We start from the raw sequence: 26180 nt of genomic DNA, 5'->3' as shown, positions 1-26180 counted from the left end.
AAGATTAGGAAAGACCATGCACATACATAAAATTCAGGCACGTGAAATATTAGATTCTCGCGGTAATCCAACTATTGAGGCAGACGTTATTCTCACAACTGGCATTATTGGAAGAGCCAGCGTTCCTTCAGGTGCTTCCACAGGAAGCAGGGAAGCTTGTGAACTTAGAGACAATGATCCAAAACGATACGCTGGCAAGGGTGTACAAAAAGCAGTTAAACACGTTAATAACGAGATAGATCAGGCATTACAAGGATTGTCGGTTGAGGATCAGGAGAACTTGGATCGCATTTTATGCCAATTGGATAATACAGAAAACAAATCCCATCTGGGAGCTAATGCTATCCTCGCTACTTCTCTGGCATGTGCCAGAGCAAGAGCATTGTCTCTTAATCAGCCATTGTATATGATCCTTAATCAGGGTGATATGATGACCATGCCTGTTCCTATGATGAATATTCTGAATGGAGGCGCTCATGCTGATAATAATGTCGATATTCAAGAATTTATGATCATGCCAATCGGAGCTCCTGATTTTCCAGTTGCATTGCAAATGGGAACTGAAATTTTTCATGTACTGAAATCTGTGTTAAAAAAGCAAGGATTAAATACCGCTGTTGGTGATGAAGGTGGTTTTGCTCCTAACATTCAATCCAATCGCCAAGCGCTGGATCTCCTTAGCGAAGCAATTGAAAAAGCAGGCTTTCGATTAGGGGAAGACATTGTATTTGCCCTGGATGTTGCGGCTTCTGAGCTTTTTAATGAGGGCTTTTATCATATGTATTCTGAAAATCAAAAATTTGATTCTCACCAACTCATAGAATATTATGCAAATCTTATTTCCAGTTATCCCATAGTCAGTATTGAAGATGGGCTGGACGAAAAAGACTGGTCAGGATGGAAGCAATTAACCACCCATTTGGGAAATAAAGTTCAGCTCGTTGGAGATGATTTATTTGTAACTAATCCGAAAATTCTGCGAGAAGGAATTGCTCAGGGAATTGCTAATGCCATATTAATTAAAGTCAATCAAATAGGTACTTTAAGCGAAACCAGGCAAGCTATAAAACTCGCATACGACAATGGATACCGATGTGTCATGTCCCATCGTTCAGGAGAAACAGAAGATACCTTCATTGCTGATCTTGCAGTGGCCAGTGGTTGTGGCCAAATAAAAACCGGATCTTTGTGTCGAACAGACAGGACTGCGAAATATAATCAACTACTAAGAATCAATGAATTGGCGTCTTTACCCTATGCTGGAAAAAACATTCTAAAGAGATGAGTTCAAGCTTTCAGCACTATTAATGTTTAAGTTGGGGTGATGTTGAGTGCTGAGTAAAACTGAGCATCAGCTCTAATTTAAATCAAAGGGAATATAAATAAAATACAATTTAAAATCAGTTCGATAAAAAATTTAATACTATATACCCTGGACACATATTGCCCCTCGTGGTAATAAGATACTACAATAGTAATTAGATACATTCTTCAATAGAAAATTCTATGCGCCCCATATTCATTATCTTAATTGTCGCTTTAGTTGCTTTACAACATAAGCTATGGCTAGGTGATGGAAATATCATCCAATGGATTAAACTCGAAAAAAAATTGGAGGCTCATAAAAATCAAAACGATAAATTAGCTGCCAGAAATAAAGCGTTGGAAGCAGATATCAAAGAGTTAAAAAGTGGTGATCAGGCTCTTGAAGAACAAGCTCGATATGAACTCGGCATGATTAAGCAAAATGAAGTATATTATCAATTTGTAGATTAGATGTAAAAGGCCAGGTGGGATTAGCAAAAAATCAAAGATTTTTGCTCAGAAAAATGTGAAGTTAAGATTTGAGAAATAGCTTCGAAAGTACTCATGGAATGTGATCTGCAAGAAGTAATAAGAGACATGGTTCTGGCAATGAAGTGAAAACCATAATCCGCCCGAGTTCCAAAATATTTTTTCCTCCAAATAACAGCTGGTCTTAAGCATTGTTCAGCATGATTATTGGTCAGCTCTATATTTTCGTTAAAAATAAATGATCTGGTTCAATTGATTTAGACACTCCAGTTAAGAGATAATTTGATTAGGCTCTGTCGACATTCATTTTAACCAAAGGGCGGTGGCAGCAATATAAACGAACGATAAAAAAGATTGAGCAAGCTTATCATATCAAATCAATAGTATTCAATTTCCTCATGTCGGTAATACTGCGATATATTTGATCTCATTAACGCGGTTTTTTGGGATACGACTTTTTTGTAGGGGCTTTCGTGGCCTCATCGTATCCATAGTCAGCGAAAAGGTCCTCATCTTCTAGGGCAGTTTCCTTAATTCCCTCAGCAAATGGGACATCCATTCTTCCATCTGTCCAGGCGCCGTGAGTATAGCTTACGTACTTACCAAGTTTTCTATTGGAAGCTGGACATGTGTCAGTAGAGGTTCTAATACCTGCTTCTTTGAAGCGTTCTTCAATCTTAATAAGGATGTCTATCCATTGTGCGGCACTGAGCTCAGGGTTTGCGTTACGATAAATCACAAGCTCTCGGCCTATCATGGTTTTTAAGTCATTATTTTGCACCCGATTGGCCTGCGCTTGACACATGATTTTAAATAGACCAAGATTCATTTGGTTTGCCACTTCTGCAATAATAGGAAAGGCTCTTGATACGTCGTCTTTATGAATGGATAAGTTAAATTTCCAGTCAAACTCATCAATTTCATTGATGGGAGGTTTAGTTCGCTCGTATCGTATCCAACGGTCACTTGCTCCACTGAGAAAGTGAAACATTGACAGTTTAAAACCAAGGGCGTTATGATTTTCTTGCGCATAAGTCCCTTTGTCTTGCTCTTCAGGCTCTTTTGAAAAGTAAGCACTAACAATCTCTTGGAGATTGGCTGATTTAAAAAATGAATAGATACCCTTTAAAATACTAGTTGGAGCACTCGAGAGTTTTTGAGCGTGTGTAGAAGTCTTAACTTGATGCTCTACAGCAGCATCAAGTCTGTTTATTGCCTCTTGTTCTTCAGAAGATAGAGGGATTTCTTTTTGTCCACCATCTAAAATACTCAATATAACTCTTCGCCACTCGCCCCACGGTTTTTTGACCAAAGTTTTATCTTGAGATTGAATCTTAGACAAATACTCTAAAAAAAAATTCCTTAAAACAAGCAAATTGGATTTATCTCTTAACTCTTTTGATGAATAAGGCGCATGCTCAGAAAGCGTGTAAATCGACTTCAATTCAGACTTTGTCAGCTCACTCCTGACTTGACTAATTTTTTTTCCACCCAGTGGAAAAGGGGTGTGACCACCGTTTGATGTTATAATATTTCTAATTTGCTCTTCACTGAGATTAAACTCAGTTTCACCCTTAGAACGGAGGTTATCTATTTGATTTTCGAACGTATTGAAATCAAGAATTTTCACTTCTTCATATTTTTTTTCGGGGGTATGGCCTCCGTTTGATGTTACAATTTCTTCAATTTGCTTCTCACTGAGATGTAAAATCTTTAAATTCCGTTTATTAAGGTCGTTTATTTTTTTCTTAAATAAATTGACATCATCGATTTTTACTTTTTCAGATTCCCCGTCAGGCTTAATATAATAAAGTTCCTGAGCATTGTTCACTTCGATAAGTATATAACTGTTTTTGTATCGTTCAAGACTTTTTGGTAATTGAGACATCGAATAGAGGTAACACTCGATTGATGCACCCGGCTTAATGTAGTGCAGTCTTCTAGTACCCTTCTCTAGAGTAAATACATAGCTGTCTTCGTATGTTGAAATGTCCTTGGGAAAGTCATTCATCAAATGCAATTTGCAGCCACCCACAAAGAGCACATCATCACATTCCCTTTTTTCTATGTTAAGTATGGCAATGTCTAAGATTTTTTTAATCGCGTTTTTGTCGATAGGAACTTCTTTGAGTTTTGGCTCATCGTCTTCATGGTAAAAATAAAATTTATTGTCTTCAGAAAAAACGTAAGCACAGGATGCTCTACTCTTTGACTCAATCAGTCCAAGCAAGGTTTCTTCATCAATTCCTGATTTGACTTTCATTAATCGAATATCAGGCATACGGTAAACTGAGCGACGTATTCCTTCCTGTAGAAAATCAATGATTTTAGAGTGAATAAATAAATTTAAATCATCACTGCCTCCATATTCTTTTTCAAGGGCAGTTAATCTTTTACTGATTTCTTTGGAGTTAAGGGGAGTATTCGCTTGAAAAAACTCGGTAAGCGGGTTTTCTATTTCTAGATCCCTTACTTCTGAAGGATGAGCCTTATAAAACTGCTCCAAAAAATTTTTAGGGAAAACTTCTCTAAAGAGACTCGATAATGATTGCACACCTCTTACAGAGGTAATTTTTCTGCAATGCTCTTCAAGCATGTAGCCTAAGAGTGATTCTTTAAGTTTATTTTTAAAAAACTTCTCGTATTTGTCTGCTCCTTGTGATGCTAAAAGAATTAAATACTCATTTCGTAGTAAAAGTAACGACTTTAAATAATGAGATGGTACCTTTGCAATCTCCTCAAAAGAATTAAAAGTTCTACCAATTTTATATTTATCAGTGATGACAAAAAATAATTTTTCAATATAAGCCATTTTTTCATCAAGTGTCATGGCCTTGTTTTCAGTGATTTCTTTATGAAAATCAGGAACCGTACCCTCATCGATTAAACCCAACAATGGTAATTCTTTTAAAAGTTTCGAGTGGGATTTTTCAAGCATTGGTTTTATTGAGGCATCCAGTCTATCTATTATGTGTTTTCGTCGTTGATTAACGTATTTGGTTGATTGTTCTTGAGACTGGTCGAAATGGTATTTCTCTTTATGTAATTGAATAAAAACAGCAGGGTCAAGGTCAAAGTCTTTGCATGCCGTCAGATTCTCTTTCATGGCTTCATAAGATTGACTCATCGCAATCACTTTGGTGGGCATATCAGATAGCTTCACCCAAGTGATTTTATTGATGTTTTCCAGTTTCACTTTTCTCTTTTTTACGTAGCTTTCCTCTATCTCAATTTCTTTTTTTGCCTTTAGTGATAACTCTTCCTCTGATTGTTCAGGCAAATAATCAAAAACATGCTCGTATTTACTGAGCTCGCTAAGAGTCGCTAAAGTGTATACTGAGCAGTTGTAGTTGTCTTTTTGCAGTTTAGACTGGCAGGATTTGATTTCGAATTTTAATCCTTGTTTAGTCAGCTCTTTATACAATAAATCCAGTGCCTCCATCTGGTTAGGATCGCCAGCCGATTCAAAGCAAAATATTTTATAGACTCCTGAGCAGTCTCTTTCTACATCAAAACCAATCGTATGCTTGCCATTGAGATGGTTGTACAGATACTGTTTTCTATCTCCCAAACCCAAGCCTGCAATGGCTTTGGCTAGTTTTCTTGCAGTGGAGCGTGAGGCATAATCAGTACAGCGAATGGGGATTATTTGGCCAAAGCGCCCCATTTCACGCATGCGACGATTTTTGGCACTTAATATGGGTGCTAAGTCTTCGGCTTCCATAGCTCCTTGGTTTTTTTTGTACCTCACGGAATCATAAACCTTTTTTAATGACATGTATTCATCGATTAAAAAATCACTTGATTGATAGCCTGCTGTTTTTTTCTTGTTTTGCAGTTCTCTTAAGTATTTAGTTAAAACAAGATGTACGTTGATAATAAATTCGTCAACAGAGTCTTCGCTATTGTTAGCATTATTGTTGTTTGATTTAATTTTTTTGAGCAATTGATACTTGATAAATGAGTTAAAATGCAGCCAATAAGCCAAACCATTTGCATCTTTTTTACTGATTAAATGAGTAAGATCTGAGTCTGGTTGTCCTGTAAATATTGCTTTTTTTTCATGACACGCAATAATTATTTTTGCTAGCTCAATGCTGTACTTGTCTTTTGGCGGTGTTATTAACTCTATCTTTCCTGTGCTCATTATAATCCAAGTTTATATATTTATTTCATTATAGCATTTTGTACATATTGTTTACAATGTGTACAAAAAATTTCGAATTACCTCATAAATAATGTTACCAAAGAAAAAAAGACATCGAAATGGGGGAAGCTTTCAATAGATCTTTATTTAGACAATAACATTAGGCGTTATCATGCTGCTACCTGGAAAGAAAAGAGCACGATATTAAATGAGCTCTATACTGCAAGCGGCTACCACAAAAAACTGACGTGGTCTAATAGATTTTGACACCCCAGTTAAGAGATAATGTACTTAAATGGAGAAAATAAACGCTTGAAAATGGAAAAGGAAATCTTAAAAAAAGGCTGCTCTTACCTCAATTTTCCATTTCCACGAAAAACATTTTCATTATTCTCCCCTGCTTCTCGAATCCAGCGACTCAAAATATTCGAATTAATTCCCAAACTTCTTGCTGCTTCTGGACATGTGTATCCTTGCTCAGTTACTAAACTAATCGCATCCAATTTAAATTCCTTTGTATATTTTCTTCTTGTAGACAGTGTGACATCAGGCCTGTTAAACGAGGACCTGTAATTCCGCATCTAATCCCTTCAGGTAACGATGCTATTTGCTTCTTACCACAGCAGTTACATGTTCTTTTTTCTAATTGATATTCTGTAACATGCAGCTTTATTCGAGGTAATTCATCAACTTGATGTCTTAATACATCTTCTTGTACTGTGATTTGCCACCCACAAAAACAGGTGCCTGGTAATTTACAAGATACTATTTCATTCACTTCTTCTATGTTCAATAATTTACGAAAGTGACCTTGATACCCTTTAACACCTCCTCCTTTATTTGGATTCGGCTTCTTTGGTTTCTTCTTTTTAAAATCTTGAGATGGCGGTTTTGAGGAGTTTGATGAGTTATTATTTAAGCGCTCTTTGAGCTCTCTATTTTCTTGCTCTAATTCTTCTATACGAACAACTAAAGTATCTGTTATTTCTACAAGCCGTTTTATCAGCTCATGAGAGCCGTCTATCGTTTCAGGTAATTGGATACTCATTTAACTATGTTTATTTTAACCTATTTGCTTACTATCTTAAGGTCTTTTTGTGTTGTACTCGATCAGATATTTCTTATGGGCATTTGATCTTTTGCTGATTTTTTCTATTTAGATTGAATTTTATGATTACACCTATAAATTTTCATTCAAAATTTATAGGGGCTGACCTTTTACGATTAGATTTGAAGAAGTTAGACCGGAATCAACTCTGGGTGTGATGAAGGAATCTTGTCCCATAAGCTTAATACAAACCCTCCACCTCCTGAACCAGTTGGCTTAACTGCTATTGCACCATCAGCGAACAAATGATTCATATGTTGTTGTAAACTTTCACTAACCAAGCCCCATTGTAAAAAACAATCTGCTGCTTTATTTATCGCTTTTGCCAAGCGATCTAAAGCATCAACACCACCTTCTTCCAAGGCAGCCTTTGATTCCTGAACCGCCTCGACCATTTGCTTATCTACATGATCGGCAAGTACTGGATTCTTATCCCATAAATATTCTACTTGCTGTATACAACGAGAAGTAATACCAATTTGGTTACAAGAGGATAAATACCAATAGGGATAGATGGATTGTCTTATGGGAGTGCAAAGCCCGGACTTAAAATATACTCCGGTATCAGAGGCCACACCAGCTACATCCAAACCACTACTTTTACCATGAAACAGATGTTCTAACTGTTTGGCAAATTCACCGCATTGACTATCTTGTACCATTTGCTGCGCACAGTACCACCGACTCATGGCAACACAAAGCGCTGCCGAAGCACCCATGCCAACCCCAACGGGAATATTGGTTTCCAAATAAAAATGACCGCCTAATTCATTCAGTGAACGCCCCAACAAATGCATTCCACGCTCTAATACGCTCCAAAATAATAAATGCATATCAGAACCATTAATGCCTTGAAATTCTGCGCTCAAGGACGGTGAGGAAGGGTTATATTTCAAAGTTAATTGCCTTTCTTTAATAGGAAATACTAAAGCTTCATGTCCCCTTACTACCGCGTGTTCACCTGCTAAAATCCACTTGCCGAAAGTGGTGGTTTCAAAATCATAAAACATCATAGTTTCCTACCAAATGATCCGATTTAAATTGTCGTGCGAGATCTGTTTGATCTGATCTATAAAGCAAATGAACATTAGGACCAGCATCCATAGTAACTATGGGGCCGTCACCTTTCTCGTTCCAAAATTTTTCAATAACGCTCAATATATGCAAAGTATTATCTGTAATGTAAGAAAATGGTTTTTCACAGGTTTTAAATAATTGATGCATGTCGAGAAATTCATGCCAGCAAATTTGGTATATACTCGTCCAATCTTTGTTTTCAAAAGCGTTCAGTAACAACTTCAAATTTGCCTCGGCCCTTTCGCTTCGCGTTTCATAAAAAGGACTTGTTTTAACCAGCTTATGCGCTACCCTTGATGGTATTTCTTTTTCCTGACTGCTAATTACTATGACTTGGTGTAATAGATCTTTATAAGGCAAATCGATTGCAGAGACTTTATCGCCCGTCCATAATGCCCATGGTGCGTAAAAAGAACGGCATGATGAACCTGAACCTAATCGACTCAGTTGTGCTTGCTCATCAATAGAAGGCAAAGGTTTTTGAGTGAGTTCACTTAATGCAATTGATGCACACTTTGTCAAGGCAGCAAAGCTGGAGGCAGAACTCGCTAAACCGCTGCTATGAGGGAAATTATTACTGGATTGAATTAAAAACCCACCGACATATCCAAAGTACTCTTTCAATCGTACTAAATGATCAATAAACCGTTTTTGCGCTTCAACTGACAGGTTAAATTCTGGTGCTCCAGGAATACTAAGTGGCTCCCAAATGTCTTTTTTAGTCGGCAACTTCTCTAATTTCACGGAACTTAATAAATTACTCAAGGTGTAAGATAGAGAAGAATTATCAGGTAAATTGGAATTTTCATCCTTTTTACCCATATATTTGATCAAAGCAATATTAGCAGGTGCCTGAGCAAACCAATGCATAGTTAGTCTCCTTGAGGTCAATGGCCAGGTGCATCATTCCATAAAATTTTATGTAATTGTAGTTGAAAGCGAACTGGTAATTTATCCTGAATTATCCAATTTGCAAGAACAGTGGGATTTAGCTGATTCCAACTCGGAGAAAATAAGAGTTGTACCCGTTCAGCCAACTGATATTCACTTAGCATACTACATGCCCATTCATAATCATTTCGGCTGCATAGTACAAATTTAATCTGATCAGTGGGCTTCAGAAAACTCAAATTGGACAGCAAGTTTTTATCTGCTTCCCTGGAATCAGGAGTTTTTAAATCCATAACGATCATAACTCGTTGATCCACGGAGGCTATATCTCTGGCGCCACTGGTTTCCAAAGAGACAGAGTACCCTGCATCACAAAGTTTGCTTAATAAAGGAACACAGCCAGGTTGAGCAAGTGGTTCTCCACCAGTAACACAAACATGCAGACATTGATATGAAGCTACTTTATTCAAAATATCATCTATTTCAACAACTTCACCACCTGAAAAAGCATAAGCCGTATCACAATACTGACATCGCAATGGGCAGCCTGTCAGGCGAACAAATACAGTAGGCAAGCCTACAGTTACTGATTCTCCTTGCAATGAATGAAAAATCTCCGTAATTCTTAATTGTTCATTAAATCGTTTCATAAAGCATTAATTGCTTCCAATTTAGAGCTGGCCAGTTGTGCTGTTGGTGTATCAGGATATGTTTTAACAACTTGTTGAAAACGCTTTTTAGCTTCTTGCTTGTCACCTTTCTCGGCATAAGCATAACCAGATTTTAACAAACTGGCTGCAGCCTTGCTTGATGAAGGATATTGCTGTAAAACAATCTCAAAATGTTCTATTGCTTTAGAATAGTCTTTTTTAACAAGATATAATTCACCTAGCCAGTACTCTGCATTCGCGGTGTAACCACCTCTGGGATATTTTTGCACAAAAATCTGCATAGACTTAATCGCTTCATCATAGCGTTTATTTTTAACTAACTCGTATGCAGCCAGGTAGCTTATTTGTTCATCAGCAGGATTAGCCCTTGAAACAGCAACAACAGGCTGAGGTTTACTATTAGATGATCCTGCTTTGATTTGAGGAGAAGCTACTTTTAAAGTCTCTGGCGAATTAGATCCCAATGAAATATCTGTTGCTGGTTTATCATTTTGAACAGTTTTTGCTGAAGTTGAAGAATTGGATAATCGAGAATCCAGATCCTTGTAGAAAGCGACTTGCTGCTGCTGTAATAATTTCAAATCGTGTGCCTGTACTTCAAGCTGGCCTCGTAACTCTTGTATTTCCTTTTGAAGCTGCTGAATTTTATCAATTAACTTTGCATTGTCACTGATAGTACTTCGGTCTTCTTTGACAAGTGCGGGTTCATCATAGGATTGAGAGGTATCGGTTGAGTAGTTATCATTTTGAGACCCATCCAACTCAGCATTCTCAATTTGAGGTTCATCGTACTTGGGATTGACAAGAGGAGCATCATACTCCTCTTGCCTGTCAATCATTGCAAAATTTTCACTATCATCTATTACTGGCGCTTCTGCCCATGAGGCGAAAGGAAGCATCATTACAACACATAGGGTGATAATGGATTTTTTGCAATTAATCATCTTGTTGCCTCATAAATAAACTCTACGCGTCGATTCTGCGCATGCGACGCTTCATCATGGCCATAATTAGCCGGGCGCTCTTTGCCGTAGCTAACTACTCGAATTTGTTGTCTGCTAACACCTGCCATACGCAGAATTTCAGCTACAGTATCAGCACGGCGTTCGCCAAGAGCAACGTTATATTCACGACTACCACGTTCATCAGTATGTCCAGCTATCATCACTCGAGCACCTGGGTGGGTTTTTAAATATTCAGCCTGCGCGTTAACTGAAGGTAAATATTTTGATGCCAAAGTGGTGTCATCATAAGCAAACAAATACAATTGATTATGCGGTGCCTGCGTTGTATAGGACTCACCAGGCTCTTGTCCAGCAAAGTGAGTCATTTGCCCCAAACCTTGGGCAGTAGCATCACCATCACCTACCGCAGCCCCACCATCTGCACTGCCTGGGGTTTTAGAACAGGCTGCAACCAATACAGCGCTTGCTACAAGCAGTCCCAGTTTATAAAACGATCCGGCTTTCATTCCACAATCTCCTTAAACTCTTCTTATTATTTTTTAGAAACTACACATGATAATCATGGAGAGCCATTGTACAATTCTTTTTATTTTTTGGCTATTCCTAATCACGTTTAATATGCGATACAACAAAGTCTGTTGCTGTTGCAGTAAATCGAAACGTAGCCTGATTTGCCGCCATAACTCCGCCATAAGGAGTATCTTGTGAACAAGGTATTTGTAAACTAACAATTCGCGAGCCTATAATTTGATTATCACTAATATGGGTTAGTACTATTTTTGCAGAAAATACAAGAACACTAGGTTTCTTGATAAAATTTTGCTCTAATTTCAATAATTGAGTATCCAATCGATAATCTGCTTCTTCACTATAGGGACTCGATGTGACGGCATAAAAATACCCTGAACTCTGCAGGCTTTGTACTAATAAAGGAAAAAGCATATCCGCGGGAGGTGAGGTCCAGGCGTTTTTTACAAATGGTTCCAATTTAAAAGGTTTCTTCATGTAAAGCATTTCTTCGGTCTGATATCCTGCTACCGCTTCAGGCACTGTAACTTGTATTGTTATGGGCCTGGGCTTCCTGGTCAATTGTTTGGTACTGTATGCTGTTAATTGATATTCGTTGGTCACTGAGACTTTAACAGGTGAACAACTCATCAGTGTTAATATTCCTAGTATAAAACAAACACTACTGAGAACTCTCATATTTTATTCCCCTGGCCCAAGTTTAGGTGCTTTCGTACCTCGAATAATCACAGAAGGATTTTGCCTCATTTCATTGCTGACCTTTTCAAGGTTTGCTGAAATGGCATTCAAGCGTCGCAATAAAATGACTGCTGGAGGTATAGCCTGTTGGGAAATTTGATTGATAGTATTCTTGCCCGCTATCATCGTTTTTGAAACATCCTTACCCGCAGCACTCATATTGTCAGCTAAAGATTTGAATTTTGAAATACCTGTTTTTAAATCTTTTATCAACTGAGGAAATTGTTTGCTTGCCTTCGCCATATTGGCTACAAACACGTCAATATTATTTAAAGAACTATCAATTGTTTGACCTTTATCAGCGATTATTTCTGTAATACGCTCTATATTAGCCAATGATTTTCTTACATTATCAGCGTTTTCTTCATTAAAGATAAGTTGAGCCTTTTCACTCACCGCACCTACATTCTCAGCAACCTCTTTTAAAACAGCATCCAACTGATTCAGAAGAGATGGTTTGGAAGGAATTACAGGATAGGGCTCCCCCGGCATTTTTCGTAAAGGAGTCAGCTCGGAAGATCCAGCAGATAACCCAACATAAGTAACTCCTGTAATACCCTGTGTAATTAAGGTTGCGGAAGTACTGGTTGTTATTGGCGTACTCTTTTCGATATTTAACAATAATTCCACTTGCCTGGGATCATTTTTATTTAGTTTAATTTCCTTGACATAACCAACCTGCACCCCATTGAATTTAACAGGCGATTCGACACTGAGACCAGAAACAGACTCCTTGAGATACACAGTATAAGAAGTATACTCTTTCTGGTTAAACCCGACAGAGAGCCATAAACCGGCAGATAATAGGCCAGCTGTCAGAATAAGTACGATGAGGCCTACTATGGTGTAGTTGGTTTTAGATTCCAAGTAAGTTATCCCCTCTGTTATAGTGTTTCTTAGAATTTGCTAAAGTATTCAGCGATTAGCGGGTTTTTATTTTTCATCAATTCATTAATGGGCTCAACACTGAGAATTTTCCCATCACCTACAAATGCAACACGATCTGTTGTTCTTTTTAAGGACTCTATATCATGACTAACCATGACTATGGTTAAATTTAACGCATCTCTTAAAAAAACAACCAAATCATCAAAAAGCCTGGCTCCCCTAGGATCCAATCCTGTTGTTGGTTCATCCAGAAATAATAGCTCTGGATCCATTGCAATGGCTCTTGCCGCGGCAGCTCTTCTTTGCATTCCCCCACTTAACTCGGAGGGATATTTCACAGCTGCTTCCTTAGATAAGCCTACCAAAGTTATTTTTAAAAGTGCCAGTTCTTGCATAAACTCCTGATCTAAAGTAGTGAATTCCCTCATTGGAAACATCACATTCTCCAGAACGGTCATAGCTGAAAATAAAGCACTGTGCTGAAATAACATGCCCCATCGGCGCCTAAGCCTGAAAGCTTGCTCCGTATCAAGATTATAAATTTCTTCACCGAATACTTTAATACTACCCGTAGAAGGTTTCAATAACATCAGCAAACTGCGTAATATGGTCGTTTTACCACTTCCAGAGCCCCCTATAATAGCCAGGATTTCTCCCCTTTCTACGGTGAGATTAACATCGGTGTGCACCCATTGACCGCCAAGACAATTTTTCATTCCCTTGATTTCAATAACTGGTTCACTCATTTACAAACTCATCCAGCTATAAGCTATGGAGAAAGCAGCGTCAGCAATAATAATTAAAAATAAAGCTTGCACAACACTTTTGGTTGTTTGGCTTCCTATACTATCAGCACTTGATTCTACTCTAAACCCCTGAAAACAACCCACTAAAGCAATTAATATCGAGAAGGCAGGGGCTTTATACAAACCCAGCATCATTTGGTTAAGTCCTACGGAATCTCTCAAGCGGCTTAAAAAATCTTCGAAACCAATGTTTAACATATTTTTGGACATGATCATTGCCCCCCAAATGCTAAAGACATCTGCCCAAAAAATTAACAAAGGGAACACTATTAATAAACCCAAGACTTTGGGTAAAACTAATAATTCAGTGGGAGAAAGGCCCATGGTCAAGATGGCATCTACCTCTTCATTAATCTTCATGCTGCCAATCTGAGCTGTGAATGATGAGCTGGTGCGCCCCGCTACAATGATTGCTGTAATTAAAGGTCCAAATTCACGAAAAATTGCCATGCCAGATAAATAGGCAATAAAAATATTGGCACCATAAGTTTCTAATTGCAAACCCATTTGATAAGCTAAAACGACCCCTATCAAAAAAGACAGCAAGCCAATGATAGGTAACGCTTTTAGCCCGGCAGAATCTATAACAGAAACAATGCTGGGCAAATGAAATCGCCGCCAATATGCAAACGCTTCGAAAAGCCTTGTGCTTAAATCTCCTATCAAAATAATCAAACCATCAACCTGATGCAATTTATTTTCTGACTCTTTACCAATCTGATAAAGAACACCTTCTTTGGAAACAGCAGGTAATTGATAGGAAAGAATATCTTGTTTGGACTCTATGAGCTCCAGCATTTGATGTTGGCTATCAGAAAAATTGACTAATTCAATCTGGTTATTTCTTTTTTTAAGCTCATCTATGCATTTCTTTAATGCCAGAGCCCCGGCACTATCAAAAGCACTGATTTTTTCACCGCTTATGGTTATTTGTTGTGAATCAGGTAATGGACTTGTGCTAAATTTTTTAGGTAATCCATCAAGGCTCAAAACAGACCAGGAACCACAACACTGGTATGTTGCATTCTTTTGTTCGAAAACAATCTGTGCGCTAGTCTGTTCCATATTTATTTCTTTTTATTGAATTTTCCTAGAATAATACAAAATACCACAAGACCGCAAAAATTTACGATTCATGGTATCATAATAATATAGATAGTGCTCTTTTATATCCAGGTTATCTTCATGAATGAAAAGTTAATTGAAACCCAATCTAACCTCATCAAACAAGCTGAAGCAGAACTCACTCAATCTAATCAGCTGCTGGAGTCTTTACAACAGAAAGAAGAACTACCCGAAGAATTCGAGTCGGATGAGCTGGACTCACTCAAATCCCTCATTCTGGTTTTGCAATACAGGCTGGATACACAAAATGCCTTAAGCCAGTTAGGTCATTTACAACAATACCTGCTTCAGTTATTGGGGATAGAAGCCAAGCATTCTTTTGAGTTCAATATTGAGCGATTGGCCTTTGCTTTGGGAACAGACGAATTAAAACAAATTCTGGCTATGCTTAATCATTTGGTAGATTCGTTGTTACGTGTTATTGCCCAAAAGCAACTTAAAGAGTCTCAGGACAAAAAGAAATCACTGCAACAGACCAAGCAATTCAAACCGATAGATACCCTAGTTAAGGTTTTGAATAAACAAAAATTATTTATGGCAAAACTTGATGAATTAAAGCTGGCTCTTGAAAACATTGCCGGAGCTCCGCAACCAGGCATAGTTTATGACCATATTGCCGGATTGCAAGGGCCCATATCCCGATTCTACCAGGCACTACAACATGGCTTAGGCTTAAGCAACTCTCTTTATCAACAGTTACAGAAAAAGAATCAATTGAGTTATCAATTACCTGATACCTTGCTTAAACCAGAACACGTTATTCGCAATATGAACTTTCATCCGGAATCGCAACGACTATTCAAAACAACCTTGGAACGCAATAAGATCGAGCGCCTTGAGGAACGAGCTGCGGCCAAAAGGCTCGGGCATTTTTTTAATCATTAGTCCTGATAAATCACTTACTGCCTCAATAAAATTTATGCTCATTTCCAGTAGTAATTGTGTTCAAAAAGCAACCAAAAAAACCCTTGTAGTCTATACTTAAAGAGAATACGCTTTAAGGAGTAAAATAATGGAACGTTTTATCTTTAAAGGGACCTCTTTACTAAAACTGGTGCTGGCTTTTACTCTTTTGATTGGAGCTTTAATTTTAGTCACTCCTGCAAATGCAAAAGCTGTTAACAGAGATATCAATCCGATAATTAATAAAGCGAATCCGACTCAAATCGCTTACTGGGTACGCTATAGATATTGGGGTCCTGGTTACAGAGGGTACTATTACAGACCATATTACTATCGTTGGGGTTATCCTTATTATAGACCTTATTATCGACCTTATTACAGACCTTATTACTATTATCGCTGGTAAGTGATAATATTCTGTAAGCCTATCATCATAGGCTTACAGTCGTACAGACAAAGCTGTAGGCATCAATACCGCCATGATAGCAACAGGATACATTTATAATTGGATATATTGCTGCTTAGATGCGCTTTGAGATTTGAGTAGAGTGAGTTCCGTTATTTTCTCATTCAGGCAATTGATATGAAGGTCAAGTCTGTAACTAATATGACCTTGTTTTGATTTAATATGATTGCCAATAGCAGCAGCAGCTACGGGTTCGACTAAAACACCGGAAAAATTAGATAGATTCACTGAACTAATGATACTTCCATCGAGTTTAGTAAAGCCCCATTGCCCATTATACAAGCATCCGTATACAAAATAATAATCCAACTCATTTTTCAGACAATTCTTGATTCTTATCAAGGTAGGTTTTTTGAGGGATAGTTCTTTTTTTATTCCATCCAGTTTTGATCGTGCTTCATTCTCATTTTCTGCTGGAATATCGATTGATTTCAAAGCAATATAGCCGGGTGGGCAAACATCTGGACTTTTTAGTCCGGTATCGTCGAATAGAGATGCCAGGACAATATTCCAATCATAATCCTGATCATTAGGCTTTAGTGTACCCACTGAATCGAGATCAATTATGTAGGCTTTAAAGGTACCATCTTGCTTTCTTTCTATCAAAAAATTGTCATATTTTAAATCGCAGTGCTTCAATCCAAGTTCAGTAAAGCGCTTAAACTCACAAAATACTGCATGGTTTAGTTGACACCAGGTTAACTGATCTTCTTCCCTACTAGTAAAAGAAAATAGAGTTTTACCGGGTAAATAAGGGAGAACCAATCGAATTCCGTTATCTGTAAACAAATAGGCTTTATTATCTGGATAAACCAAATTCCATATATCTAGTTCATGCTGATAGCGTGTTCTGTTCCATTCATTATTAAGTTTTTTATCTCTAAGATCTGAAGAGGAACGGACTTTATCTGGTCTAGGTTGTTTAACAACATATTTAGGAGACTGGTTTTGATGGCCAAAAAATCTAGTCCATGCAGTCCATCCATGTGATGGTGAACCATTTGGAGTAAATTTATTTCCATCAACATCTTCAATACAGGATTCATCGCCATCCGCATTTGCAGAGAAATGGTATTCAAGTTTGGATTTCATGATAATTACCTTAATTTGTTACCAAGAAGCCAACTAAACGAAAAAATTACTTAACTCATGGTTAAATCAATGATACTAAATAAATCACTATGTCGAAAAGAAACGCAATGGTCTATTTCATGATTTTATGCTAAAATCTACGCTATTTTTCAAAGGTAAATTCAGGCATGCAAAACGAATACAGCCAATTTGAACAGCGTAAGCGCGATCACATAGAACTGGCCTTAATGCCAGCCAATCAAAGCAGCGAATTAAATCCCTTTGATCATTTTTCTTTGGTGCATGAAGCCTTACCTGACCTTGATTTTAAAGACATTTCTATACAAAGCATCCGGTTTAAAAAACCGGTTGAAAAACCATTTATTATCAGTTCAATGACAGCAGGCCATTCCAACGCTTTAGAAATTAACTATCGATTAATGGAAGCGTGCTCAAAAACAAAATGGGCAATGGGCGTTGGCTCACAACGCAGAGAATTAACCGATAAACAAGCCGCATTTGAGTGGGCGCCACTCCGTCGTGATTTCCCCATGGTCAGCCTGTTCAGTAATCTGGGAATCGCCCAGTTAATTGACACTCCAATTTCTGCAATCGAGCGCTTAATTGATACATTACAAGCTGAAGCATTGATTATTCATTGCAATCCATTACAGGAGTGCATTCAACCGGAAGGAACAACTAATTTTCAAGGATGCTGGGCGGCATTGGAGGCATTAGTCAAAAAGATTACTTCTCCAGTTATAATAAAAGAAACTGGTTGTGGTTTTTCAAAAAATACGCTGCTCCGCTTAAATAATATAGGTGTTGCCGCTGTTGACGTCAGTGGTGTGGGGGGGACGCATTGGGGGCGAATTGAAGGACATCGGGCAAATAAGGATCCGATAAGACACCGAACTGCTGATACTTTTCGAAATTGGGGCATAGATACTTTACAAAGCATTCGTAACGCCATTAGTCTTAATCCCTCTTTCGAAACTTGGGGTTCTGGCGGCGTAAGAAATGGCTTGGATGCTGCAAAACTGTTTGCACTCGGTGCAAGCACAGTCGGCTTCGCGAAACCCATGCTTGAAGCGGCTTTGGACTCAACCGGGCAAGTGCTGACCCAAATGAATACAATTGAATATGAATTGAAAACTGCTATGTTTTGTACTGGCAGCCGAGTTCTTGATGATTTAAAGGAGAAGGCATGTCCATAGCTGCTAATGCCGGTGAATTATTTCTCGGATTCTCAAAATTATCACGTGAAGAGCGCTTTCAAAGATTATGCGCTTTAGGTGCCTTGACTCATGAAGACATAACATTTCTTAAACAAGGCAGTATTAAAGATTTAAATCTGGCCGACAAATTGATTGAAAATGTGATTGGATATTTTCAGCTTCCATTAGGCGTAGCTACTAATTTTAATATTGATGGACGTGATTATGTAATACCTTTGGCAGTTGAAGAAACCTCTATTATTGCTGCTCTTTCCAAATCAGCGAAATGGATTAGGCAGCATGGTGAAATCAATACCTGGGTTCACGGAGAATGTATTCTTGGGCAAATTCAACTGGCAAAAGTAAAGGACTTTCAAAGATTCTCTGACCTCTTTAATAAAAATCGTCAATATTTTATAGAAATAGCGAATAAAGACGTTGCCGCCAATATGGTCAAACGAGGCGGCGGTGTTACCGATTTGCAAGTACGTCATTTAAAGAGAGAAGATGGGCAAGATATGGCAGTAATTCATTTAACGATGAATAGCTGCGATGCTATGGGTGCCAATATCATCAATCAAGTACTTGAATATTTAAAACAACCCATAGAACAAATAACTGGTGAAGAAGTCACCATGTGTATTTTATCCAATTTAAACGATCAAAAATTAACGACCGCTCAAGTCATCATTCGTAATATTGACCCCATCCTAGGTCAAAAATTGCAAGAGGCCTCACTCTTTGCAGAAATAGATCCCTATCGCGCTGCTACCCATAATAAAGGGGTTATGAATGGAATTGATCCGGTTTTAATTGCTACAGGGAATGATTGGCGAGCTGTGGAAGCTGGAATACACGCCTATGCGGCACGTTCGGGACAATACAAAGCGATTACTCGCTGGCGGTATCAAAATGAAATACTCACAGGAGAGTTAACTGCTCCTATCATAGTAGGTACTGTTGGAGGCGTAACCTCTTTACACCCCACGGCTAAAATGTGTTTACGAATGATGGATATCACTTCTGCCAATCAACTCTCCCAGGTGATCGCAGCAGTTGGACTAGTGCAAAATCTTGGCGCACTCAAAGCTTTATGCACTGACGGGATCATTCAAGGCCATATGAAATTGCATATTGATAATTTGCTATTAGTTGCAGGGGCTAATGAAAATGAAATGCCCGTGCTCAAAGAAAAATTGCAAGAATGGCTTAACATGAACAAACGAGTCAGCTTGAATAACGCTTATGACCTATTAGCTGAAATCCGACAAGCTCCTGTTGCAGTATGAAATGGCAAATTCCCGCTAAAACATTTTTATTAGGAGAATACGCTGCTATTGCGGGAGAACCAGCTATCCTATTAACGACAAGCCCTTGCTTTACTCTTACATTAACTGAAAATGCAAAATTAGAAGGAATTCATCCGGAGTCACCTGCTGGATTATGGTGGCAAAAAAATCAATGCCATCCCTTTGGTCTATCCTGGCAAGACCCTTATCATGGCCAAGGCGGTTTGGGCGCATCCAGCGCGCAATTTTTAGCCTGTTATTTGGCAACTTGTTCACTGCAAGAGATTACCCCTCGATTAAACCATATGCTTGAAGCTTATTACCAATCGTCCTGGTCGGGGTTGGGCTTAAGACCCAGTGGTTATGATGTGATTGCTCAGTCACAGCAAGGTTGTGTTTACATTGATAAACAAAAAAATCAGGTTAATTCGTTCTCCTGGCCATTCAAAGATTTATCCTTCTTGATCATTCACACTGGCAACAAATTGGCGACGCATCATCATCTTCAAGAAGTCGCCCTACCATCTCAAATAGATTACCTAGCCTCTTTGGTTATCAAAGCAAAAGAAGCTTTTGATTTAGCTCATAGCCACCATTTAATCCAATGTATTAACTTATATGCTCAAAAATTGACAGAATTAAATCTGGTGAGTCAACATAGTCTGCCTCTTATTCAGTCTATAAAATCTTATCCGGAAACCTTGGCAATAAAAGGCTGTGGTGCTTTAGGGGCTGATACTTTGTTAATTCTTACTGATAAAAGAGACTTACAATCTCTCAAAGATAAAGTTCAAGATCGAAACTGGTTAATTTTAGCTACTGAAGGTAATCTAACTGTCAGGAATAATAATTCCTTGTTTGAAAAAAGTATATAAATAACACATCTTGTTTGTTAAACAAAAAATAATCTCTAAAAAGACTTGAAATTCTGCTCTAATCCGGTATGATTTCAGCCTCTTTAGGGCCGTTAGCTCAGGTGGTAGAGCAGGAGGCTTTTAACCTCTGTGTCATAGGTTCGAATCCTATACGGCCCACCAGTTTTTAATAAACCTATACCATCAACTATTGTATTTTGCTGGTTATACCCTGAAAGGGCCGTTAGCTCAGGTGGTAGAGCAGGAGGCTTTTAACCTCTGTGTCATAGGTTCGAATCCTATACGGCCCACCATTCTGGTCTCCCTCCTGAATAAAAAGACCAGAAATATAAAATGATCAGACACACCCCATTGCGCTCGTAGCTCAGCTGGATAGAGTACTTGGCTTCGAACCAAGGTGTCGGGGGTTCGAGTCCCTCCGAGCGCACCATTTAAACCCTTTAAAATCAGGTAGTTAACGGTTGCCTGGATCGAAACGTGCCGTAAAAACCAAGTTACAGTGACGAAAACGTGCCAGAATTTTTTGTAATTCTTTCCGCTGCCACCTTTAAATGGTCACTTGAAAGATGCGCGTAACGTAACACCATTTCATATTCTGACCATCCACCTAATTGCTGTAATTCTTGCAATGAGGTACCATTTTGCACATGCCAACTTGCCCAAGTGTGACGCAAGTCATGCCAGCGAAAATCTTTGATTCCTGCCCGAATCAACGCTTTTTGCCAAGCATGATTATTACATCGCGTAACAGGCTTACCAAAATAGGTAAATACAAATGTGGGATGTAAGCCCACTTGTTTTTCTATAATGACAATTGCCTGAGAGTTTAAAGGAACAGGGATAGCCTTCTTTGTTTTAGATTGATCAGGGTGAATGAGTGCATGTTTTCTAATTAAATCCACTTCACTCCACTGCAATTGAGTAACATTAGATTGGCGTAAACCAGTTGCCAAAGTAAAAGCTGCCATATCTTTCAAATGATTTGGTAGCTCCTGAATCAATTTATTAGCCTGTCCCCTACTCAACCAACGTATACGTTTATTTTCAACTTTTCTCATTCTGAATAATGGCATGGTGTTTATCCACTGCCATTCCTTATGAGCTTTGTTTAAAATAGCACGTATAATTTCCAACATTCGGTTGACCGTCGTTGGAGTAACATTAGTCCGCTCTTTTTCTTGCGCAATAAATTCAATTAATTCGGCGTTAATTTCATCTAACGTTTTCTGGCCAAGATAAGGGTCCAGAAAGGCCAAATGAAATTTATCCGTAACTAAACTTCGTTTATGCGCTGATTCCTCTAACCATCGCACAACAGCATCTACCCACGATTTCTGTTGGGGTAATTTGGTATGCTTGTTACTCCATAGATCTTGTAGAAAATTATCATGGAATTGTTGCGCTTGTTGTTTTACTTTAGTCCTAGTGCTTCTGCGTATACGCTTGTCACCGAAGGTGACGTCGATCCACCAAAACCCATTTTTTTTCGTGAGTGCCATTTATTATCTCCTATATCGACACCCCACGATGCATCGCAAGTAGAGTACTTGTTTCGCATATACATCGCAAGATCTTGTTCTATAAAACGCCAACCTCGCCCTATCTTTACTCCAGGTAGTTCACCTGATGCAGCCATTCGTCGGATAGTTTCCCTGTGGGCGCCTAGAAACTTTGAAGCCTCTTCAATATTAAAAGTATTCATAAGCAACCCCATTTATAACCCTGGTGCACATATTTATTAGTATTGAGTTCAAGAATTAAATGATAAAGCCTCACAAGATCCCGTTCGCAATATAGATTAGTTGGCATTAACTCATCGAAATAAATAGAACGTAATTGTCTTATTGAGCAATTTAGTAAAGCAGCAATGTCTTTTAGAGTATAGTTAGTTGACTCTAATAGATAATTAATGATGTTCTTACAGATTTGTAGCCTAAAGTTATTTTCCACAACGAATACTCCTTTTCAACTTATTCTGTAGATAGCTACAGAAAACGCCTAAACATATTTTTTTATCTAAATCGGTTTGTTTATTTGTTACTGTTCATTCAACTTATGTGTATAATAAACGCTAGGTAAACAATACACACAAATATAAACGATAACGTTTATAATAAACAATTATGTTTATTTTGCAAGGTATTTATATGGATATAAAATTAAAAATAGGGTTAAGAATTAAAGAGTCGCGAAAAAACAAAAAATTCACTGCAGTGCAGTTGGCTGAAGTCACTGGTTTTTCAGCGCAACGAATTAGTAATTGGGAACGAGGAACAAGAACGCCCAGGTTTAAAGATGCAGAAATACTCGGTAGTGCATTGGGTGTTTCTCCAACATGGTTATTATTTTTAGATATTGACCACAAACCTATGAAGGATCATCCCTTCCAAACGATCCCTATAATCAATGCCTCATCTAAAATTGAAGGTTACCTCCCAATACCTTCATCAATTCAAGACAACATAACGCATGATGATTTTGCTTTTATTGTGCACGATAAAAGTATGTCTCCTATTTATAATGCAGGTGACCTAGTTACTTTCTGTAAAGAAAAACAGAACCACTGCGATTTAGTACTGATTCATATTAACGCTACAGAAGAGAACTTATTTAGAAAAATAAGCTCAGAAGACAATACGTTTATATGCTCACCTATCAATCCGGACTGGCCACAAATTCGATTTGAATCAGCATCAATGTTTCAAATAATAGGTTGGGTAAAGAATGGGGCTAAAGTATTTTATTAATTAATGAATAAAGAATTTCCTATCTTTACAATCATTAAGATCTCATCATTTGAAAACCCCTTTTTCAGAACAAGCTTATTTAAAGATATCCCAAATATATCGGATAATGTAACAAGATTGTGTTCTGTACTGCTTAAGATTGTATCAATAACCTGAGTCGCAATACGCTCTCCATTAATAACCTGTTCACTTACAATCTTCATGATTAAAATCCTTATTACGACAACAACAACGTACTTTACTTATTTGACAAGCTTGATTTGATTAGAGCATAATATGTTTGTCATTTATATCACTAAAATCTTTGGCAAATACGCATTTTAATTCAAAATAAAAAGCAAATTAATTAACAAAAAGACTAATATGGAATTTTGTAGGAATTTTACTAGAGTTTGTTGGGATGAAATTAGAGAGGAAGTAAAACGCTCTAATCCTGAGTTTTTTTTCTTAGTTGATGAAATTGCGCCAGGAAAAGATTTCCCACTATATGTTTTTAACTTTGGATATGGTGATTTAATTGGTGATTCTGAAACCTTTTATATTCCGCACCAAGGAAAGCTTCAAACTCTTAATAATTTTTCATCTCAAGAACCAATTACTAAAGACCTCTTTTATGGATTTCACAGTTGTCCATTAGGTCTTGTATTAGATAAGTGCTTTGAATGGTACTTAAGAGGTGATTCAGAAAATGAAACGCATCCTGTTTACATAGATAAGAAAGGGGATTTTTTTAACATTGGACATGTAACCCAGATAAAACCACTTAAACGATACTTGCCTAATGGCATACTGTCTGTAAAAGCTGGGGCACAAACCACTCTTGTAATACAAAATATTGGATGCAAAAGAAGCCATAATCGTCTTATTCGATCTGGAATTGATTGCACCATCCCCAATTCATACCATGATCACAGTGAATTTTTTAAACGAATTTACCAATCTTGCCCTGCTGAAAGTAAATGGAGGGCCTCTATTGTTTACTTCTCTGAAAAATGGATAGATAACATTGTTAATAATCCTGAGTGGATCAATATTAATAAATATTTCTTTAAGTATTATCTACATTATTATGCTTACACCTACTATGGGGACTATTATCAACATATTTTTAGGGTTGCTTTTGATAAGTCAAATTTAGAACGAGATTTTTTTATTCAAGATACCGCTAAATATATCTTTGAAATTCTCATAGGTGAAAAATATGGGTTTTCGTTTACCAATACCGATGAGTTCTTGCCTGCATCATGGATAGGCTACGTTTTAAAAGACATTTATAAGCTAAAAACAGAACCGTCTATATTAATACCTAAAAAACATGTTGAAAAAAATCCAGTATATTTTTCGCTTCAACATCCTATTTTTCGACCATATCAAGGGTTGTCCAGAAAAAGAGCGACTCTAATTTCTGAGCTTGAAAATATGAAAATCGTTACAAATAAATATAAAGAACTATTTTCCTCTAATCATGAAGAATGGGCTGGTACAATTCTTGAAGAAAAAGCCAAAAAAGCTCAATTTGTTTATTACCATGGGTTTGAGAATAAAAAAAATTGGCTTTCGGACATTCATCATTTATTAAAAAATGATTCTGGAGTGCATCATTTAAGCAATGACACTTTTTGTCAAGATGCGCCTTTTTTTAAAGGATGCATCTCAATAAACAGCTTCTAATCGCTGTGCTCTTTTAGAATTAAATACTAAGAAGGCACTCATGAAACAAAGCAAAGAAGATATTGTCCAAGCACTTTGGGCATTGAAATAATACATTGCTACTCCTGATATGAGAGGGCCAATCATCATGCCTAATGCATATGCGCTGCGCCACGCCCCTATACCTAGGCCACTGTGGTTAGAGCTTCCATATTGATGACATAATGCAACGGAGTACGCCATAAACAACATTTCACCAAGAGTAAATACTAAAAGCGAACAAAACATTCCTTGTATTGTAGAAGACAGGCCCATAGCAAACGTTGACACCCCTAATAAAATACAGCCGATACAAGCAACTATATGTTTATTGAATCGCTCAATCCTTTTTGATAATTTTACTTGAAATAATGCGATTAAAATGGGATCAGTTGCGAAAAAAAATCCAATGATTAAAGAATTTCCTATTGTTTCGTTTAAGTGAATGCCTAGTACTGTTTTTTGTATCCCATAAGTTAAACCGATGCAAAATACTGAAAATAACATTGGAATAAGCGAGCTATAGACTGACTCAATTTCTTCTTTATTACTGGGTTTTGCGGCCACATCCTGATTACTGATTTCTAATTTTAGAAAAATAACTATTGAAAACAATATCAAAGTAACGCCGACCAAAGTCATTGCTAATTTAAAATGATTTTGCGCTAAAAGCATTATCAAAACCATTGCCACAATACCACCAGTATTTTCCAGTGCATTTTTATAGGATTGGGCAATCGTTAAACTGTGATTGGTATTTTTTGAAATCTGCAAGAAAGATGAGTTACTGCAAGTGATGAACAAGTTGATCCCAAATCCCATTAACAATACAAAGACAACAGATAAATGAAAAGAACTCACTTTTGCTAGAATAACAAATGCGACGCCCATGAGTAAGAAACTTGCCCCAATTATACCCTTTGCTTGTGCTTTTCCCGTAACGTATCCACCACATATACTGCCCAAAATAGCTCCAATCCCCATTGAAAAGCCTAAGAAGCCTATATTTAATTTATTAAAATTGGTGCTTACACTAAAAAAATACGCAATATGGTAAGATAGGCCGCCTCCAATAGCCTCTATAAAAGAAAGAGCCAATAATAATTTACAAGTGACTGGTAAATCACTAAAAGAGAACCCTACTTTAGAAGAGCTGACTGTTGAGCTCATTGTAATCCCTCACAT

Annotated in this window: 26 protein-coding genes, 3 tRNA genes and 1 pseudogene; 12 read left to right on the top strand and 18 right to left on the bottom strand. The window is 37.6% G+C overall.

Annotated features, from left to right (window positions below; translation table 11 throughout):
• The first annotated feature begins 16 nt into the window (after positions 1-16).
• Together eno and ftsB are read left to right on the top strand one after the other, a co-directional pair.
• Positions 17-1285 carry a phosphopyruvate hydratase gene (gene eno, locus OQI99_RS02345; protein ID WP_265731252.1) on the top strand — a complete coding sequence of 423 codons (1269 nt, stop codon included), beginning with the start codon at positions 17-19 and terminating at the stop codon, positions 1283-1285.
• Positions 1286-1506: 221 nt separating this feature from the next.
• Positions 1507-1776 carry a cell division protein FtsB gene (gene ftsB / locus OQI99_RS02340; RefSeq protein ID WP_061514395.1) on the top strand — a complete coding sequence of 90 codons (270 nt, stop codon included), beginning with the start codon at positions 1507-1509 and terminating at the stop codon, positions 1774-1776.
• Between the two features lie 448 nt (positions 1777-2224).
• Here the strand turns inward: ftsB and OQI99_RS02335 are convergent, their stop codons facing one another.
• From OQI99_RS02335 to OQI99_RS02280, 12 genes and pseudogenes are all read right to left on the bottom strand, one after another.
• Positions 2225-5941, bottom strand: coding sequence for a hypothetical protein (locus tag OQI99_RS02335; RefSeq protein WP_265731251.1), 3717 nt, complete (start codon positions 5939-5941; stop codon positions 2225-2227).
• Positions 5942-6297: 356 nt separating this feature from the next.
• Positions 6298-6480: pseudogene (locus OQI99_RS02330) on the bottom strand (transposase); the annotation flags it as partial.
• On the bottom strand, positions 6426-6989 hold the full coding sequence (locus OQI99_RS02325; protein WP_265731250.1) for a DUF6444 domain-containing protein: 564 nt from the start codon (positions 6987-6989) through the stop codon (positions 6426-6428). The gene OQI99_RS02325 and the pseudogene OQI99_RS02330, both read right to left, overlap by 55 nt.
• 191 nt (positions 6990-7180) lie before the next feature.
• Entirely contained in the window at positions 7181-8059 is an 879-nt protein-coding gene (locus tag OQI99_RS02320) for a mevalonate kinase (protein ID WP_265732340.1), read from the bottom strand.
• Positions 8049-8996, bottom strand: a complete 948-nt coding sequence (locus tag OQI99_RS02315; RefSeq protein WP_027224826.1) for a diphosphomevalonate/mevalonate 3,5-bisphosphate decarboxylase family protein — start codon at positions 8994-8996, stop codon at positions 8049-8051. The genes OQI99_RS02320 and OQI99_RS02315 overlap by 11 nt, the downstream gene beginning before the upstream one ends.
• A 17-nt stretch (positions 8997-9013) precedes the next feature.
• A complete protein-coding gene (gene queE / locus OQI99_RS02310; RefSeq protein WP_061512823.1) occupies positions 9014-9667 on the bottom strand; it encodes a 7-carboxy-7-deazaguanine synthase QueE in 654 nt (217 codons plus the stop codon).
• Complete coding sequence (gene ybgF, locus OQI99_RS02305) at positions 9664-10632, bottom strand: tol-pal system protein YbgF (protein WP_265731249.1); 969 nt, start codon at positions 10630-10632, stop codon at positions 9664-9666. Before ybgF ends, queE begins: the two co-directional genes overlap by 4 nt.
• On the bottom strand, positions 10629-11159 hold the full coding sequence (gene pal, locus OQI99_RS02300; RefSeq protein ID WP_265731248.1) for a peptidoglycan-associated lipoprotein Pal: 531 nt from the start codon (positions 11157-11159) through the stop codon (positions 10629-10631). Before pal ends, ybgF begins: the two co-directional genes overlap by 4 nt.
• A 97-nt stretch (positions 11160-11256) precedes the next feature.
• Entirely contained in the window at positions 11257-11859 is a 603-nt protein-coding gene (locus OQI99_RS02295; RefSeq protein WP_265731247.1) for an ABC-type transport auxiliary lipoprotein family protein, read from the bottom strand.
• A 3-nt stretch (positions 11860-11862) separates the two neighbouring features.
• Positions 11863-12786, bottom strand: a complete 924-nt coding sequence (locus OQI99_RS02290; RefSeq protein ID WP_265731246.1) for an MlaD family protein — start codon at positions 12784-12786, stop codon at positions 11863-11865.
• A gap of 29 nt (positions 12787-12815) precedes the next feature.
• The gene (locus OQI99_RS02285; protein ID WP_061512819.1) at positions 12816-13553 is read right to left on the bottom strand and encodes an ABC transporter ATP-binding protein; all 738 of its coding nucleotides are present in this window, start codon (positions 13551-13553) and stop codon (positions 12816-12818) included.
• Positions 13554-14678 carry an MlaE family ABC transporter permease gene (locus tag OQI99_RS02280; RefSeq protein WP_265731245.1) on the bottom strand — a complete coding sequence of 375 codons (1125 nt, stop codon included), beginning with the start codon at positions 14676-14678 and terminating at the stop codon, positions 13554-13556. It lies immediately after the preceding gene.
• A 120-nt stretch (positions 14679-14798) separates the two neighbouring features.
• On the opposite strand from OQI99_RS02280, the gene OQI99_RS02275 reads away from it, so the two are divergent.
• Both OQI99_RS02275 and OQI99_RS02270 read left to right on the top strand, forming a co-directional pair.
• Positions 14799-15623: a hypothetical protein gene (locus OQI99_RS02275; RefSeq protein WP_265731244.1), complete on the top strand. Its 825-nt coding sequence runs from the start codon at positions 14799-14801 to the stop codon at positions 15621-15623.
• Positions 15624-15750: 127 nt separating this feature from the next.
• Positions 15751-16047 carry a hypothetical protein gene (locus OQI99_RS02270; protein WP_265731243.1) on the top strand — a complete coding sequence of 99 codons (297 nt, stop codon included), beginning with the start codon at positions 15751-15753 and terminating at the stop codon, positions 16045-16047.
• Positions 16048-16140: 93 nt separating this feature from the next.
• Here the strand turns inward: OQI99_RS02270 and OQI99_RS02265 are convergent, their stop codons facing one another.
• Positions 16141-17199 (bottom strand): hypothetical protein, encoded by a 1059-nt coding sequence (locus OQI99_RS02265; RefSeq protein ID WP_265731242.1) that lies wholly within the window; start codon positions 17197-17199, stop codon positions 16141-16143.
• Between the two features lie 167 nt (positions 17200-17366).
• Here OQI99_RS02265 and fni point away from each other — a divergent pair, with 167 nt between their 5' ends.
• From fni to OQI99_RS02235, 6 genes are all read left to right on the top strand, one after another.
• Positions 17367-18395, top strand: coding sequence for a type 2 isopentenyl-diphosphate Delta-isomerase (fni, locus tag OQI99_RS02260; protein WP_265731241.1), 1029 nt, complete (start codon positions 17367-17369; stop codon positions 18393-18395).
• On the top strand, positions 18386-19684 hold the full coding sequence (locus OQI99_RS02255; RefSeq protein WP_265731240.1) for a hydroxymethylglutaryl-CoA reductase, degradative: 1299 nt from the start codon (positions 18386-18388) through the stop codon (positions 19682-19684). The genes fni and OQI99_RS02255 overlap by 10 nt, the downstream gene beginning before the upstream one ends.
• Positions 19681-20559 (top strand): mevalonate kinase, encoded by an 879-nt coding sequence (locus tag OQI99_RS02250; RefSeq protein WP_265731239.1) that lies wholly within the window; start codon positions 19681-19683, stop codon positions 20557-20559. Before OQI99_RS02255 ends, OQI99_RS02250 begins: the two co-directional genes overlap by 4 nt.
• Positions 20560-20645: 86 nt before the next feature.
• Positions 20646-20721: transfer RNA gene (locus OQI99_RS02245), tRNA-Lys, on the top strand.
• Positions 20722-20776: 55 nt separating this feature from the next.
• Positions 20777-20852: transfer RNA gene (locus OQI99_RS02240), tRNA-Lys, on the top strand.
• 60 nt (positions 20853-20912) lie between these two features.
• Positions 20913-20989, top strand: a tRNA-Arg gene (locus OQI99_RS02235).
• A 64-nt stretch (positions 20990-21053) separates the two neighbouring features.
• Here the strand turns inward: OQI99_RS02235 and OQI99_RS02230 are convergent.
• Genes OQI99_RS02230 through OQI99_RS02220 form a run of 3 tightly spaced genes read right to left on the bottom strand, consistent with a single transcriptional unit; the run spans position 21054 to position 22509 of the window.
• Positions 21054-22058 (bottom strand): tyrosine-type recombinase/integrase, encoded by a 1005-nt coding sequence (locus OQI99_RS02230; RefSeq protein ID WP_010947770.1) that lies wholly within the window; start codon positions 22056-22058, stop codon positions 21054-21056.
• Complete coding sequence (locus OQI99_RS02225) at positions 21971-22261, bottom strand: helix-turn-helix domain-containing protein (protein WP_025862379.1); 291 nt, start codon at positions 22259-22261, stop codon at positions 21971-21973. The genes OQI99_RS02230 and OQI99_RS02225 overlap by 88 nt, the downstream gene beginning before the upstream one ends.
• Complete coding sequence (locus OQI99_RS02220; protein WP_021436843.1) at positions 22258-22509, bottom strand: hypothetical protein; 252 nt, start codon at positions 22507-22509, stop codon at positions 22258-22260. The genes OQI99_RS02225 and OQI99_RS02220 overlap by 4 nt, the downstream gene beginning before the upstream one ends.
• 197 nt (positions 22510-22706) lie before the next feature.
• On the opposite strand from OQI99_RS02220, the gene OQI99_RS02215 reads away from it, so the two are divergent.
• Positions 22707-23306, top strand: a complete 600-nt coding sequence (locus OQI99_RS02215; RefSeq protein WP_015444252.1) for a helix-turn-helix domain-containing protein — start codon at positions 22707-22709, stop codon at positions 23304-23306.
• Here the strand turns inward: OQI99_RS02215 and OQI99_RS02210 are convergent.
• Complete coding sequence (locus OQI99_RS02210) at positions 23303-23509, bottom strand: hypothetical protein (protein WP_021436844.1); 207 nt, start codon at positions 23507-23509, stop codon at positions 23303-23305. The two genes, OQI99_RS02215 and OQI99_RS02210, sit on opposite strands and share 4 nt — an antisense overlap.
• A gap of 160 nt (positions 23510-23669) precedes the next feature.
• Between OQI99_RS02210 and OQI99_RS02205 the strand changes: the two genes are divergently transcribed.
• Positions 23670-24977: a hypothetical protein gene (locus OQI99_RS02205; protein WP_010947773.1), complete on the top strand. Its 1308-nt coding sequence runs from the start codon at positions 23670-23672 to the stop codon at positions 24975-24977.
• On the opposite strand, the gene OQI99_RS02200 is transcribed toward OQI99_RS02205, so the two are convergent.
• The gene (locus OQI99_RS02200) at positions 24960-26165 is read right to left on the bottom strand and encodes an MFS transporter (protein WP_010947774.1); all 1206 of its coding nucleotides are present in this window, start codon (positions 26163-26165) and stop codon (positions 24960-24962) included. The genes OQI99_RS02205 and OQI99_RS02200 overlap by 18 nt on opposite strands.
• Positions 26166-26180 lie beyond the last annotated feature (15 nt).

The sequence above is a fragment of the Legionella sp. PATHC039 genome, assembly GCF_026191275.1.
Classification (GTDB): domain Bacteria; phylum Pseudomonadota; class Gammaproteobacteria; order Legionellales; family Legionellaceae; genus Legionella; species Legionella pneumophila.
The sequence above is the reverse complement of the archived record's forward strand: the minus strand, read 5'-3'. Positions and strand labels throughout refer to the sequence as shown.